The sequence below is a fragment of the Paenibacillus sp. FSL H3-0457 genome, assembly GCF_037981725.1.
In the GTDB taxonomy this organism is placed as follows: Bacteria; Bacillota; Bacilli; order Paenibacillales; family Paenibacillaceae; genus Paenibacillus; species Paenibacillus amylolyticus.
Genome location: NZ_CP150283.1, coordinates 3,390,076 through 3,406,440 on the forward strand (window position 1 = coordinate 3,390,076; position 16,365 = coordinate 3,406,440).

Consider the following 16,365-nt stretch of genomic DNA (forward strand, 5'->3'; position numbering starts at 1 on the left):
CGGCTGACAAAACTGCCGTGCGAATTCGCTCTTTTTATTTGCTGAGATAAGATTTAGGCAAGAGTTGGCGTGTTTATGCTCAATACAATGTTTAAAGAAGACTTCCATATTTAACGTACTTACCAGGTGAAGTGCCGACCATCTTCGTGAAGCTGCGAATAAAATTGGCATAATCTCCAAAACCGGATTGATAACAGGCCTCTGTAATACTTAAACCTTCGATTAAATAAGATTTCGACAGCTCTATACGGCGACTAAGAATGTATGCACGAATCGTGAGTCCGGTATGTTTTTTGAATTGTCGACTAATATAGCTGCTATTCGTGAACATAGCCTCTGACAATTGTTTGAGCGTCAGTTGCCTCGTCAGATTACATTCAATGTAATCCATCGTGTTTCGAACTAGTTCAGGCATAATATCCGTAGCAACAAAATCCGTATTTTGAAAAGTTAGATTCGTTAGAAGAAGTAGCTGTGTAATCAAAATATTCCTCAGAATATCCGCTCCATAGTCACTTGATGAGAGACACTGTTCAAGCTCGCCAGCTAATTGTAGCACTCGTTGAAGTTCGTCCTCTTCAAGATGTACGATATTACCCTTACCCTTGGGACGGTAGTCGAAACATGCGGATAAGTTGGTGCTTGAAGTAGACAAGCGGTTCAAATATGACTTTTTCAGATTTATGGTGATTCTCTCATATTCGTTTTTGTCCAAGGCAAAGGAACGGTGCATCTCCTCCGGGTTAAGAACGAGCAGATCTCCACGTTGCAAATGGTAACAACGGTTCTCAATATAGAAGTTTACATTGCCACGAAGAAATAAGTAGAGTTCGTATGCATTATGTCGATGATAAAACGTTCCCATATTATACGTGGTGGTGCGATGAAGCTACAACAGCTCATTCTGGATTGGATCAAACAGGTATTCTGAAGTCTCATTCATATCAGATATATGACCTCCTTGTCGTTTCGCGCAATAAATATAGCCGTTTGTGCAATGAAATTGCAGACGTGAACCTATAAAATGTAACCATCCTAGCATGATGGATACATAATTGCAAGCGTTTCCACTCAGGTGTGTACAACGCGATTGGAGGAAAAGATGGATCTGATTTTCACGGCACGAAGTAGAGCGCAGGACACCGTAGAGTACACAGCATTGGACAAGCATGCTCTCAAGGCTGACGTAAAAGTAATAAGCGGAAACGGCAGTGCAGAAGCTCCATGGCAAGCCGACATTCAGATTTACAACGAGGGACAGAATGCCTGGACAGGAGTTATTCATGTGGAAATGCCGTTGGACAAACAGAATCCGAGGTTTTTTTTGCCTGCATTTATGTATGGCCGCAACCGGGGCGAAGCACCCCAGAATGTCCCAAATGAGTTCCCTAGACTAAGGGAGGGCAGTCCTTCTCGCCCTTCATCACCCTGGTGGATGGTCCGAAGCGATCGTCTGTCTCATCCGGCTGCACTTATCTATGATGAAGGTCGGATTGTTGGTCTAAGCGCAAGTCCCTACTGGATCAATACGGGAAACCAGAAGCAGCAATGGTATCCAGGAATGGAAGGAACGTTCGTGCAATATGGGGGATTCACATGTTCTATTGAAAAGGGTACGGTCGGATATACGCTGGGATATGAGAATGCTCCGTTGTTATTTATCAAATCCAGACTTGTCCATGAGCGAGCTGCCCTTGGAGAAAATTGTTTTGAACTTGCGGCAGGTGAATCAGTTGGGCTCACTCTTGAACTATATAACTACGAGTCTGAATCAGAACTGGGTATCAATCCTGCACTGGAAACAATCTATAGGAGGTATCACGAAAAACCAAGAGAAGGAAGTGACATTCAGACAACGGTAACGGATTTGTCCAATGCCATCTATGAATATGCCTGGCTTCCGGAGGATCGTCATTATTCAACATTTGTATATGAAGATGCTGCTGAAACTGATGGCTACCGATACAACAAAATTATCTCAATCAGTTGGACAAATGGTATGACCATAGCTGCTCCAATGCTTATGGCCGCACTGCGCCTGAATAATGAGCCTATGCGACAGCAGGCGTTATCCTGCATTACCAATATTATCGAGAATGCCATGAATTCCGAATCCGGACTTCCATACGATGCCTATCAGGATGGGATATGGAGTGTTAAAGGCTGGTGGTTCGACGGTATGCGTACCCCAGGACATTCCTCTTACCTTGTAGCTCAAGCGATGTTCTACATTCTGAAAAGCTACGATTATGAGAAGCGCATTCGAAATGTGAGACACGATGATTGGCTGGGTTACGTCAAGCAAGTGCTTGATCGTCTGGAGTGCACAAAGAATACGGATGGAGAATATCCCACCATTTTGTCAGAGCAGACAGGAGCAGGTCTTGAATATGATGCCTTTAGCGGAGTCTGGTGTCTTGCCGCCAAGGCATATTACAGTTGGTTAACCCATGATGCCTCTTCTCTGGATGAGCTCAGACGAAGTGAAGCCCACTATTACAGCACCTATGTCCAACACATGGAATGTTACGGCGCTCCGTTGGATGCGGATAAAGCTGTTGATTCGGAAGGCATTCTGGCTTACATCAAAGCTGTTCGGTTTCTACACGCGTTGACTGGCGACGAGCTGTTTCTAGATCACATGAGAGATGCAATCAGCTATGAATTCAGTTTCAAATTTTGTTACAACTCACCTGTTAAGATTCCGCCACTCAGTACATTAGGCTGGTCCAGTTCCGGGGGAAGTGTTACTTCAGTAGCTAATCCGCATATTCACCCCATGTCCAGCAATCTAGTGGATGAGCTGTTGTATTATGTTGGACAGCGGGAAGAGAATTATGTTCGTCAACGTATGATGGATACCATCGGGTGGGGTTGTCAGACCTATAATCGTTATGATCAAGAATTCGGCTATGGCAAAAAAGGATGGATGTCTGAACGCTTCTGTCATTCGGAAGGACTGGTCACTGAAAAATATGCGGATGGTACGCCAGCCAGCACCTGGTTTTGCCTGATGCCATGGGCTAGTGGATCGATCATTGAAGGCCTCGTTGGCGACTATTGGGATTATGCACGACATGAATGAATTTATTATGCAATAACTACAACAGTCACCATATTAGATTCCGCCGATAGGGAGACACGCTACCGGCGGTTTATTTTCGTTGGAGGAAAGGGGACACAAGGATGTTAAAAGTATTACTGGTAGATGACGAGATGTATATACGAAAGGGGCTGTATGAACTCATAAATTGGATGGATCTTAATATGGAGATTATCGGAGAGGCAGAGAACGGTGTAGAGGCATTAAATCTGATTGAAAGCCTGCAACCAGACGTGATTATTACAGATATCCGTATGCCAATCCTGGATGGACTGGAACTGATACGTGCCGTAGAGAAAATACCACATCTGGAACCTGTGTTCATTATCATCAGTGGTTATCATGACTTCAAATATGCACAGCAGGCAATCAGGTACGGTGTTCATGACTATATCCTGAAGCCTATTGATGATGAAGAATTGACGGCGACGTTGCAGAAGTCAGCTAATCTGATTTGCAATAAAAGAAAACATATTCTTTGGACTGAGGGACAGGCCAGTAACATCATGCTGGAGGATGTGATCAAAGGCCATGTACAGAAGGAGGATGAACATCGATATGCCGAGATGCTTGGCATCAATCGTAACTCCAGTCTGCTCATAACTTTGATTGAACTTCAGACCGGATTAGATGCAATTAAAATTACGATTGAACAGCTACGTGAAGCAGTACATTCTCTGGAGAGTAATTTATGTAAAATGTTCATCAGTGAGCAACAACGCGGCACGTTTGCTTTATTACTGTTGTGGCCTGATCATCATCAAGGAGACTCGGCGTTACAGGATAACCTGCATAATATTCATATAACACTGAGCAAAAGGTTCAACCTGGATATCGGTCTTTACGCAGGAACACTCGTCAAAGAAATTGGTGATGTCACACAATCCCTTATGGCGGCTGAAGAAGCAGCCAAGCATAAATATGCTGAAACTGGTGGTGTCGTACGTTATACGGAAATCAAGGACAAACCACTGTTTGTTTTCAATGTATACCAGGACGAGGTGGATCAATTAATTCTGAGCCTGGAAGAGGGGAATAGGTCAGCTTACCACAAGATTGTAGAAGAGAAATTCAAATTGTTTCATATGAATCGATTTTCTTCTCAGGCTTTATCGGGTTCTCTTTTGCGTTATATAACGGGTATTCTCGCTGTGGTCCACGAAATGGGTGGTAATGATGAAGGGTTGCAACAACTGAAGGAGCTGGCACAACAAAGTCATGAAGGTTGGAATTTACGACTATTGAAAGATGCTTTTCTCATCGCGCTGGAGGAAGCCGAGGATTATGTCTCTCATCTGCGGATGGAACGATCCAAAGGGGATATCAGCAAGATCAAACGATATATTGATGCAAATTATACCGAGAACATCAATCTCAAAAGCATTGCTGCGCTCTTCTATATGAATCCCGTTTATCTTGGGCGATTATTCCGCAAAAGCTACAATCAATATTTCAATGACTATCTGCTCAACCTGCGGATTCATGAAGCGAAGAAGTTATTGCGCCAGACGGATCTGAGAATGTACGAGGTTGCTGCACGTGTAGGATTTCAGAATGCGGATTATTTTGTAACCCAGTTTGAGAAACTGGTTAAGTTATCACCTACAGAGTATCGCAATCTCCTTATGGGAAATGAGCAGCGAGGTGCACAATGCCAAGATGGAACCTGAATTACATGAAGCTTCGAGATAAGCTACTGCTTATGTATGTCTTATCTGTGTTTATTCCCATCGTTGTTACCAATGTGGTGTTCTACAATGTCACATCTGCCAATATTCGCAGTCAGAAAACTCGTGATGCCGGCATGGCACTGAACAATCTGAAGAATGACCTGCGGGTAACCATTGATCAGGGCGTCGGCCTCTCTTATTCGTTATATACTGACCCTGTATTCAATGACACCATCTCCCGTTCATTTCAGAGTCATTTTGAGTATATTGACGCTTATAATTCCTATCTAAAAGGGCAATTCTCCGGGCAAATGAATCAGGGGATTCGCTGGTATCAAGTGTATACCGATAATTCTACCATTTTATCTTCCGGTTATATTGATCGTTTAACTGACGATGTCCGCAACTCGGACTGGTACGTTCAATTTCAGGCATACTCCGCCCCTTATCCGGCATTGATCTCATCGGATCAGATGTTAAGTCTGGTTCAAAGGCTCGACAATCTGGACACTGGGGGGAGAGAGCAGTTACTTAAAATTGACCTGAATATGGATATGATCAAGCAGTATTTTCACAACAGCGGATTTGATGGAAAAGTGTATCTTCTTGATCCGGGGGGACACATCCAATTTTCAAATGATCCTACAGCAGAAGAAGCTCAGATAGGGAAACGTTACAGCGAGATCCAGTTTCCAAACAAAATGATTCCCTTTGAGATTACGTATACAGGTATTAACTATCTGGAAGGGTGGTCCCTGCATGGAGTGATGGATGAAGAAATTGTGTTGAAGGAGGTGCGGAAGTCCCGTTCCTTCGTCGTATGGCTGGCTTGCATTAATTTTGTCCTGCCTTCTATTATCATCGCGGCGATGTCCAGATCCATCCATGTCAGGCTGGTGCGTATTCTAAAACATATGAAAAAAGTAAAAACACAGAATTTCCAGACGATTCCGCCTGAAGATGCAAGAGATGAAATAGGTCAACTCACGATGGAATTTAATCGAATGACCGAGACGATCCATAACCTGATTCATGAGGTATATCTCGCCGACATCCAAAAGAAAGACCTGGAGTTGAAGCAGCAGGAAGCACAACTTCATGCGCTCCATAGTCAGATCAACCCACATTTTTTGTTTAATACGCTGGAGTCGGTACGTATGCGGAGCCTCATCAAAGGTGAGAAAGAGACTGCCAAAATCGTGCATAACATGGCCAAGATGTTTCGCAAGTCGATTAGTTGGAATCAGAATGATGTGACAGTGAAGGAAGAATTGGAACTCATCGAGAGTTTTTTGCAAATTCAGAAATACCGCTTTGGAGAAAAACTCCAATATACCATTGAGGCAGATCCTGCGGTACTGATGTACCGAATCCCCAAGATGGTTATCCTTCCCTTTGTTGAGAATGCAAGTATTCATGGAATTGAGTCATCTCCGGGTGTAGGCATCATTCAACTCTTTGTTTCAATGGAAAATGACCAGCTCCATATCAGACTAACGGATAACGGTATAGGGATGTCACAAGCAAAATTGGAAGAGTTGTTAAGTTACCTGGATCAAAACACCGATATGGGAGAGCATGTTGGCATGAAAAATGCGTATAGTCGCTTAAAACTTTGTTATAAAAATCACTTTACATTCGACATCCAGACATGGGAAGGAGAAGGTACGCATATCCAAATTAAGCTTCCACTTGATCCATCAGCCATGCCAGGCGACTAAATACGAGGGATATACTTTTCAAAGTAGGAGGTACACTTTCATGGGTAACTTTGAAAGCGCTATCTTGATATATTGAGAAGGCTTAAAGACACAAACAATACTTTAAGGGGGCATTTGCTACATGTTTAGAAAAAAAAACATTATAACAGGTCTGGCCATTTTACTGGCTGTAACCCTGGCAGGTTGTAATAAAGCCAGCCCGGAAGCCTCTTATCCTGACAGTAATGACAACACCCCGGTCACCTTTAAATATTTCACGTTTGGCGGTGGCAAGAAGGACATTCTGGCAAGCAGCACGACCATTGGCAAGAAGCTACAGGAGCAAACAGGCGTTGACTGGAAGATGGAATATCTGGTGGGCGACGGTGCAACCAAGGCAGGTGTAATGATTGCGAGTGGGGATTACCCCGACATCATCGACTCCAGTGGTGAAATGGCCAAATTGATGGATGCAGGTTCTTTTATCCCGCTGGATGAACTGATCGATCAATACGGGCCTAACATCAAGCGGGTATACGGGTCTTATATGGACAAATTCAGACAGGAGGATGGAAAGATATACTTCTTGCCATACACTGCCAACATCGGTTATGTGTCAGAGCCTAATTTCCAGACCGGCTTTTATATTCAGCGTGCTGTGTTAAAAGAGTTTAACTATCCCAAGATCAAAACGCTGGACGAATATTTTGACTTGATTGAGCAATACAAGCAAAAGCATCCGCAGATCGATGGAAAAGAAACCATCGGCTTCGCCACACTTGCTGGTGAATCGGGCAGCTTTTTCACCCTGCTAAATCCGGCTATGCATCTGGCAGGTTATCCAAACGATGGCAGTGTGATGGTGGATATGCAGAGTCATGAAGCCAAACTGGTAGCCGGATCTGATTATCAGAAACAATGGATTCAGAAGCTGAGCGAGGTTAACGCACAGGGGATGTTTGATCCAGAATCCTTCACAATGAACCAGGATCAGTATCTCGCCAAGTTGACGTCCGGTCGGGTGCTGGGATATTTCAGTTACTCCTGGCAAGTTGGAGACGCAACGAACAACCTCAAGAAGGCTGGTATTGACGATAAACGATACGTATCTCTACCGATCGTATTTGATGACAGTGTCAAAGACCAGTATGTGGACCCGCCAGGTTTTGTGAACAACTACGGTGTCGGAATTACCGTAAATGCCAAAGATCCCGTGCGAATTATTAAATATTTTGATAATTTGCTCAAGGAAGAAAACCAGATTCTGGTTCAATGGGGTGTTGAGAACGAGACGTATAGTGTGAATGATGAGGGTCGTTTTTACTTTGAAAATGATGACCAACGCAAGGCACATGAAGATCCAGAATTAAGTCGTAAATACGGCTTTGACTATTTTAATTACAGCTGGCCTCGTTACGGGAATAACTCCGTGCTGGAGGATGGTAACGCCTATGGACCGGGCAACCAACCAGAAGTGGCTACCTTTAGTTACACGGACGGTGACAAGCTGTTGTTAGAGAAATATGGTGTGGAGACATTCACAGAACTATTCAGCACACCGGATGAGCGTCCTTGGTCTCCTGCTTGGTCTATTGCACTGGAGCAGGGCTCTCCTGAACAGATTTTTATCACCAAGGCAGAAGACCTCCAGAAGAAATATTTACCCAAAATGATTATGGATTCGCCTTCCACTTTCGAGAACACATGGAATGAATATATGAGTCAATTGAATCAACTCGACAAGAAAACATACGAAGCTACGATAACACAGGCAGTTAAGGATCGTGTAGCTGGCAAATGGTGAGTGTAATCCATAAGAGAAAACACGGAACGGGGGAATATTCACATGTTAAAGCCAAAATTTAGAACAGCGGGTTTAGCTGTATTACTAACAGCTTTGCTGGCTGGGTGCAGTCAGAACAGTTCGTCATCAGCGCCTTCAGCCACAGGTGATGATGAGAACAGTCCAGTCACGTTCTCGTATTACATGTTCTCTCCAGGCAAGAAGGATGTTCTGGCAAGCGAAACTACCATCGGTAAAGCGTTGCAAGAGCAGACGGGTGTGGACTGGAAGTTGGAATATCTGGTAGGTGATAGTGCTACAAAAGCCGGTGTCATGATTGCCAGTGGAGACTATCCTGATGTCATTAGCTCCAGTGGTGAGATGTCCAAGTTACTGGATGCAGGTGCCTATATTCCGCTGGATGATCTGATTGAGGAATACGGTCCTAATATCAAAAGGGTGTATGGACCATATTTCGATAAAATGAAAAATGCCGAAGATGGAAAAATCTATGCCCTGCCTTATACGGCTAATCAGGGTGAGTATTCAGGTAGCCCAAATGTGGGCGGAGGAGCTTTCTGGATTCAACGATCTGTGCTCAAAGAGTTTGATTATCCCAAGATCACTACACTGGATGAATATTTTGATCTAATTCAGGATTATAAGGAAAAACATCCAACTGTCGACGGTGCAGACACAATCGGATTTGTGTCACTTGCGGGTGTGGCTAATAACTTCTTCACACTGCAAAATCCAGCGATGCATCTTGCCGGTTATCCGAACGATGGCAGTGTCATGGTCGACATGACTACCCATGAGGCAAAAGTTGTCGCCGGAACAGATGCCCAGAAAAAATGGATTCAGAAGTTGAATGAAATCAATGCTCAAGGCATGCTTGATCCGGAATCCTTTACGATGAACAAAGACCAGTATTTGGCCAAGCTGACTTCGGGTCGTGTGTTAGGATACTTCAATTATGGCTGGCAGATTGGGGATGCATCGAAAAACTTGCTCTCTGCAGGCATTGATGAGAAGCGCTACGCTCCACTTCCGATTGTGTTTGATGAAGGAATCAAGGATCAGTATGTGGATCCTCCCGGCTTTGTCAACAACTATGCAACAGGTATCTCGGTGAATGCCAAAGACCCTGTTCGTATCATCAAATATTTCGATAATTTGCTGAAGGAAGAGAATCAGGTTCTGGTGCAATGGGGAATCAAGGATGAGACGTACAGTGTGGATGAAAAGGGCAGATTCTATTATGTAAATGAAGATCAACGCAAGGCTCATGATGATCTGGAGCTCAGCCGTAAATTCGGGTTCACCTACTTTGGGACAGACTGGCCGAAATATGGCGGTGAATCTACACTAACCGATGGTAACGCTTATAGCCCTGGCAACCAGCCGGAAGTGGCCGCTGCATCTTACACCGAGGGAGATAAGAAATTCCTTGAAGCCTACGGTATCCAAACCTTTAGTGAATTGTTTAACAAACCGGAAGAGCGGCCTTGGTTCCCGGCATGGTCCATCGCATTGGAGCAAGGATCACCTGAACAGATCTTCACGACCAAATCGGATGATTTGCAACGTAAATACTTGCCGGAGATGATCTTGGGAGCGCCATCGAATTTTGATAAATTGTGGGATGCCTACATGGCTGAACTGAACAAATTGGATAAAGCTGGTTATGAAGCGACCATTACCAAAGTTGTGAAGGATCGTGTTGCAGGAAAATGGTAATACGAACACTTTAAGTGCGTGTTCAATAAGACCGGTTTTCAACAACCTCTTTAAAACAAACTGTTACATGCGCAGGAGAAGACGAAAGAGCATAAACTCCGGCTTCTCCTCGCATGAATAACAGCACAGGAAAGGAGCAGGTTCACCGTGGAGAAACCTAATGTCTCCCTTAACTCGACGCCTCCGGCCTCGAGTCCGAAGGGAACCAGAGCACACTCGTTCTTTAAGCGACTTGTGCAGCAACGAACGCTTGCCTGGATGTGTATTCCTTTTGTCATCTGGGCTTTTATCTTCAAGTACCTGCCGTTATGGGGATGGACCATGGCTTTTCAGAATTTCAAACCGGCAAGGTCCTTCTCGGATCAGCAATGGGTAGGTTGGCAACATTTTAGTACGTTATTTGAAGACAATACCTTCTACCGGGTGCTGCGAAATACACTCGTTATGAGTTCCATTAAATTGGTGTTGGGATTTGTGACAGCAATTACACTGGCCCTTTTGTTGAATGAGTTGAAAAATGTCATATTTAAACGCTTTGTGCAAACCGTCAGTTATCTGCCTCACTTTATCTCGTGGGTTGTTGCTTCCAGCATTGTATTAACAGTCCTGTCACCAGATGGAATTATCAATCTGCTGATGATGAAGCTTCACCTGATTGACAGTCCGGTACTATGGATGGGGAAAGGAGAATACTTCTGGGGTATTCTGGGGGCAACTGAGGTCTGGAAAGATGTCGGTTGGAACACCATTATCTATCTGGCAGCGATTACGGCAATTGATCCTGCGCAATATGAAGCTGCCGAGATTGATGGAGCCAGTCGCTTCAAACGGATGTTATATATCACCCTGCCTGGCTTGAAACCGGTTATTGTGATCTTGTTGATCATGAACATGGGAAGTATTCTTGAATCCGGATTCGAACCGCAATATCTGCTGGGTAACGGGATGAATATGGACTATTCGGAGAATCTGGACATCTTTGTACTGAAATATGGATTAGGGATGGGGAACTTTTCCTTAGGTACAGCAGCTGGCATATTCAAAACGGTGGTCAGCTTCATCTTCCTTTTCTCAGCGAACTATATAGCGAAAAAAATGGGAGAGAGCAGACTATTCTAAAAGGAGGCCTATGCCATGCGTAAAGGAAACACATCCCGCTTGCGTAATAGCAGCACCGGGGATCGAGCGTTTGACACCTTTAACATCATCTTCATGGTATGTCTGATGATTGTGACGATCTATCCCTTTGTTAATATGATTGCCGTATCTTTCAATAATGCAAATGATGCTATTCGGGGTGGAATATATCTATGGCCTCGTGTATGGACACTGGACAACTACAAATACATTTTTGGCGAATCAGATATTTATCACGCAACTCTGATCTCGGCGCTGCGTACGATCATTGGAACCGTGGTGTCCGTCTTCTGTACAGCCATGCTCGCGTATACGGTTAGTCGTCAGGAATTTGTGCTTCGCAAGTTTGTTACGATGTTTTTTGTATTCACCATGTATTTCAGCGGGGGGTTGATCCCCGGTTATCTGCTGATTCGAGACCTTGGATTGATCGGTTCCTTCTGGGTATATATCATTCCGGGTGTAATCGGTGTCTTCAATATGATCGTCATCCGTTCATTTATTGAGGGTCTTCCTGAAGGCATTCTGGAGTCAGCCCGTATTGACGGGGCAGGGGAGTTCACGACATTTATCCGCGTTGTCCTGCCGCTAACGATTCCCGCAATGGCAACCGTATCACTCTTTGTAGCCGTGGGACAATGGAATTCCTGGTTCGATGTATTCCTGTACAACTCTTCCAATAAAGAATTAAGCACATTGCAATATGAGTTGATGAAAATTCTGCAAACTTCGACAACCTCAGCGACTTCATCAGCAAGTGATGCTTATCAGTCTGCCGAAAGCAATGCAACGGCGGTCACACCAACCTCGATTCGAGCGACCATGACCATTATTGCAAGTGTTCCTATTCTGATGGTGTATCCGTTCTTACAGAAATACTTTGTCCAGGGTATGACGATTGGTGGCGTGAAGGGATAGTCATGACCTGAATATAATTTCATTGAACTTATGAAAACGCAACAAACTATACCGTAGTAACGTCTATTCATCCATAGAATACAACAGGAGTGAAACAAATACATGTAAAATGGATGACGATTATTGGTGCCGTTGTTGGCTCTATGCTTATAGGGGTGGGAACGGCAGCTGCGGAAGAAACGTTTGTTGATCTAAAGTATTCAAAGTGGGCAGAGGATGGCATCACGTATATGGCGAAACGGGGAACAGTAGCCGGATACGGCAATGGGATCTTCAAGCCAGAGGCACTTGTGACAAGGGCACAAGCTGTCACTTTTATGGTGCGCGAGCTCTATTCAGATCAGCTTCAAAGAGCAGTGGAAGGCACAACTTATTCCGATGTTCCAACTACACATCCTTTCCATCGAGAAATCATGATAGCTGCTAAAAATGGACTTGCAAGTGGTTTTCCTAACGGAACTTTCCGTCCGGACGCACCACTTAGCCGCGCAGAGACTGCGGCCTTCCTTACACGGGCATATGCACTCGTGGAAGGTAAGAACGCCGCAAAATGGACAGACACGGACAGGCATTGGGCAGCAGCACCCATTCTTATTATGAGTTCAAACGGCTTGGTCGGCGGTTATTCAGATGCCACCTTCCGTCCGAATCAAGCTGTCACGCGTGCTGAATATGCCGTATTTATGGCGAGAGTAATTCGCTTCGAACGTGAAGAGGCCATTCGGACACAAGATTGGGACAAACTGATATCCTATATGACGGTAAGCGAGCAAGTTGGTCAGATGCTTATGCCCGACATTAGGCAATGGAATGGTAAAGCGACAACGACCGTTAATGAGGGGCTGAAACGCACGATCCATGATCAGGATTTGGGCGGACTCATTCTATTTGACAAAAATATTGTAGACGTGACGCAGCTTACAACGTTCACACATGATATACAAAGAGAAGCAGGTGACATTCCTCTATTTCTTAGCATCGACCAAGAAGGTGGCGTTATTAAGCGAATACCAGGCGGTACGAACCTGCCAGGTCAAATGGCGCTTGGCGCAACTGGAGATGCAACACTAGCCGAAGCAGCTGGTCAGCTGACAGGGGAGGAGCTGAAGGCACTGGGATTGCAGATTAATTTTGCGCCAGTGCTGGACATCAACAGCAATCCAGATAACCCCATCATTGGTATACGGTCGTTTGGCTCGGATGCGGATTTGGTGACACGGCTTGGTCTGGCAACAATAAAAGGGCTAGAGCAATCAGGGGTGATGGCGGCGGTTAAGCATTTTCCGGGACATGGAGATACAACGGTAGATTCCCATCTTAGTATGCCTGTGCTTGCCCATAACCGAGAACGGCTTGATGCGGTAGAATTAAAACCGTTTCGGGCTGCAATCAAAAATGATGTAGAGATGATTATGACCGCGCATATTGCTTTCCCTGCCATTGACAACGAACATGTTACTTCCCTCAAGGACGGTGAACGTGTGCCGATTCCTGCCACCTTATCGAAAAAGGTACTGACAGGACTGCTTCGCGGAGAGCTGGGATACAAAGGTCTCATTGTGTCGGATGCCTTTACCATGAATGCAATTGCAGAGCATTTTGGGGAGAATCAATCGGTAGAACGAGCCGTTTCCGCAGGTGTTGATATCATCCTTATGCCAAAAAATTCAGTAGCGGCCCATCAAACGCTGGTAAACGCGGTGAACAATGGAACGATCAAGGATGAAACCATACATGCATCTGTGAAACGAATCTTGGAGATGAAAGCGAAATATGGTTTATTTGAACGCAGTCAAACTCTTGCGCAAAAGCTAACTCAGCTTAACGGTATCATCGGATCAAAGGCACACCGAGCAGTGGAGCAGACAATCGCAGAGCGAGCGGTCACTGTAATCAGCAGTCGTGAAGGTGTGCTTCCTGATCCAATGAAGCAAGGCGACCGGGTTGTTATTGTCGCAGCTGAACAGGAACAGGCGAAACAGCTTGAAAAACAACTGTTGCAAGCCGCTAATAACCTGTCGTTAAAGACTGAAATATCACTTGTTGGTCAAGGCAAAATGAATGAAACGCTCCAGGCGATTGGCAAAGCCAATTATGTCATTCTTGCTTCTTACCAATTTCGTAATGTGGCCAGCCAGTTCGGTTGGAGTGAGTATCAAACCTTGATTAATGCGATGAACAAGAGTAATCAGCGATACACGCTGTTCTCACTGGGTAACCCATACGAGATGATCTATTTGCAGAACGTGCGCTCAGGGCTTGCTGTGTATGGAAAGCAGGAGCCCAATACGTCTGCCGGGATCAAAGAATTGCTTGGTCAACTGAAAGCTGGAGGAAAGTTGCCCGTGCTAACGGATTAACGCTTAATTAATGAAGAAAAAAACGGATTCCAAAATACGGAATCCGTTTTTTATTTTAAACTTTTGTTTTATCGATCCATCTACCATGCTATCACTCGGGTATTTCTTCGCTACAAACAAAATGGAGCAGCATCTTCACAAATTGCTCCGTCATCCGCATATCCAATGAATTATCATGAGCACCACGAATAGTTACCATGCGCTGGAGCATGCCCATCATCGTTGTGAAGATAAACTGAGCCAGATCCAGCGGAGGAGATGGATTCTTAATACTGCCGTCAACAACGCCTTGGGATAAAGCGTCCAACAGGAAATGATTTTCTTTCCCGTTCTGGTTGAACTTATCATACTCTTCTCTTAATTCAGGGCTAAAATCATACATCTCATAGTTGATATCAAACAATTGAATAAACCGGATGTAGTCTGGATGATTCTCGGCATAAACAACCCATGCATTCAACATAACCGTGAGTTGTTCCCGCCCGTTCAAGTCCTTCGTTGAAGCACGGCTAACCTCATCCGTTAAATGTTCGATCAGTTGCATCTGAATGGCTAGAAGAAGTTCATCCATAGACTGGAAATGTTTATAAAAGGTCACTCTACTAAGTTCAGCTTTCGTACATACATCCTTAATCTTCACCTGGAGCAATCCATATTTCAAAAAAAGCTCCTTACCTGCTGCAATCAAATCATCACGATGTTTATTTCCCAATTGTTGATGCCAGTTTTCATTCACTTGTATACAATTGTCCTTTCTTCGAACGAAATGCGTTCAAGGTCAGTCCGAGAGAAGCGAGTAGCATAATTGCACCAAAAATATACGGGAAGTTTATGTTTTTGTCAAACAATAGTCCTGCGATCAGCGGCCCAATCACCGTGCCGAGACTGGAAAATGTAGTATTCAGACCCGATGCATAACCTTGCCGATCTCCTGCATTTTTGGATATTAACGTGCTGACCGAAGGTCGTAAAAACGAATTAAAGGCAAAGAATAACGCAGAAGCGAACAACAGAAACACAAGGTTGACCTTAATTAACATTAACAATAAAGCTATGGGTGTGATTATTAAGGAGAGACGGATCAACTTAACTTCACCTATTCTCTGTACGAACCAATCCAAAAGCCAGATCTGCACAACGATACCGATAATCGCGCCCAAAGTAATAATGATGGAGATTGTTGCAGCGTCGAATCCGTATTTTTGCTCTGCGAAAAGCGCGAATACTGTCTCATAACTCATGAGACCAAAGGTCATGACAAGCAACACAATCAAGTATTTGAAATAGGGGACTTTAAAAGAACTCCAGATTTTCTTGCCCAAGTGATCTCCTTTTTGAAGACGGATGGAGACCGTTCTTTTCTCGGGGGGAAGTGTCTCAGGCAATAGCAGCGTCATCAGGGCCGCAATCAGTCCCAGACCCGCTGCGAAGAAATAGGGCATGCGAATGCCCATCTCGGCGATGAGACCGCCCAGACCAGGTCCGAGAACCATCCCCAAATTCATAGCTGCGCCGAAATAGCCCATACCTTTTGCACGTGTCTCTGGCGTTGTAATATCGGCGACATATGCGAGGTTGGCAGGAACCATTAAACCAAGACTGATTCCACCGATAAACCGTGCGACATAGAGGAACGGCAATGACGTCGACAGCGCAAATATGATATCTGAAATGACAGACAGAAACATACCCGCAATGATCAACTTTTTGCGTCCAAATCGATCAGACAGTTGTCCCCCGAGAGGGGAAAAGAAGAATTGAGCGGCACCGAAGGCTGCAACTAAAAATCCTGCTACTGCGCCTCCCGCATGAAAAAGCTTCAAATACTCCGGCAATATGGGGATGAGCATCCCTTGCCCCAATAAAGCAATAAACAGATTTAACATCAGAATGAACAGTGGAAAGCGAACTGATTTTGGTAATGTACTCATGTACGTCATTAACCCCTTCATTT

At 44.6% G+C, this 16,365-nt stretch carries 11 protein-coding genes; 8 read left to right on the top strand and 3 right to left on the bottom strand.

Going from position 1 to position 16,365, the window contains the following annotated elements:
- Positions 1 to 91 precede the first annotated feature (91 nt).
- Positions 92 to 865 carry an AraC family transcriptional regulator gene (locus tag MHH25_RS15100; RefSeq protein ID WP_340020383.1) on the bottom strand — a complete coding sequence of 258 codons (774 nt, stop codon included), beginning with the start codon at positions 863 to 865 and terminating at the stop codon, positions 92 to 94.
- Between the two features lie 237 nt (positions 866 to 1,102).
- Between MHH25_RS15100 and MHH25_RS15105 the strand changes: the two genes are divergently transcribed.
- From MHH25_RS15105 to MHH25_RS15140, 8 genes are all read left to right on the top strand, one after another.
- Positions 1,103 to 3,085: a hypothetical protein gene (locus MHH25_RS15105; RefSeq protein ID WP_076327591.1), complete on the top strand. Its 1,983-nt coding sequence runs from the start codon at positions 1,103 to 1,105 to the stop codon at positions 3,083 to 3,085.
- A 101-nt stretch (positions 3,086 to 3,186) separates the two neighbouring features.
- Entirely contained in the window at positions 3,187 to 4,773 is a 1,587-nt protein-coding gene (locus MHH25_RS15110; RefSeq protein ID WP_076327590.1) for a response regulator, read from the top strand.
- Complete coding sequence (locus tag MHH25_RS15115; protein ID WP_076317885.1) at positions 4,755 to 6,494, top strand: sensor histidine kinase; 1,740 nt, start codon at positions 4,755 to 4,757, stop codon at positions 6,492 to 6,494. The genes MHH25_RS15110 and MHH25_RS15115 overlap by 19 nt, the downstream gene beginning before the upstream one ends.
- 121 nt (positions 6,495 to 6,615) lie before the next feature.
- Positions 6,616 to 8,277 carry an ABC transporter substrate-binding protein gene (locus MHH25_RS15120; RefSeq protein WP_076327589.1) on the top strand — a complete coding sequence of 554 codons (1,662 nt, stop codon included), beginning with the start codon at positions 6,616 to 6,618 and terminating at the stop codon, positions 8,275 to 8,277.
- Positions 8,278 to 8,319: 42 nt separating this feature from the next.
- A complete protein-coding gene (locus MHH25_RS15125; RefSeq protein WP_340020384.1) occupies positions 8,320 to 9,996 on the top strand; it encodes an ABC transporter substrate-binding protein in 1,677 nt (558 codons plus the stop codon).
- Between the two features lie 147 nt (positions 9,997 to 10,143).
- Positions 10,144 to 11,115, top strand: a complete 972-nt coding sequence (locus MHH25_RS15130; protein ID WP_340020385.1) for an ABC transporter permease subunit — start codon at positions 10,144 to 10,146, stop codon at positions 11,113 to 11,115.
- 15 nt (positions 11,116 to 11,130) lie between these two features.
- Positions 11,131 to 12,051, top strand: a complete 921-nt coding sequence (locus MHH25_RS15135) for a carbohydrate ABC transporter permease (RefSeq protein ID WP_036615816.1) — start codon at positions 11,131 to 11,133, stop codon at positions 12,049 to 12,051.
- 89 nt (positions 12,052 to 12,140) lie between these two features.
- The gene (locus MHH25_RS15140; protein WP_340020386.1) at positions 12,141 to 14,411 is read left to right on the top strand and encodes a glycoside hydrolase family 3 N-terminal domain-containing protein; all 2,271 of its coding nucleotides are present in this window, start codon (positions 12,141 to 12,143) and stop codon (positions 14,409 to 14,411) included.
- A gap of 91 nt (positions 14,412 to 14,502) precedes the next feature.
- Here the strand turns inward: MHH25_RS15140 and MHH25_RS15145 are convergent, their stop codons facing one another.
- Positions 14,503 to 15,147: a TetR/AcrR family transcriptional regulator gene (locus MHH25_RS15145; protein WP_101313779.1), complete on the bottom strand. Its 645-nt coding sequence runs from the start codon at positions 15,145 to 15,147 to the stop codon at positions 14,503 to 14,505.
- Positions 15,140 to 16,342 (bottom strand): MFS transporter, encoded by a 1,203-nt coding sequence (locus MHH25_RS15150; RefSeq protein WP_340020387.1) that lies wholly within the window; start codon positions 16,340 to 16,342, stop codon positions 15,140 to 15,142. The genes MHH25_RS15145 and MHH25_RS15150 overlap by 8 nt, the downstream gene beginning before the upstream one ends.
- Positions 16,343 to 16,365 lie beyond the last annotated feature (23 nt).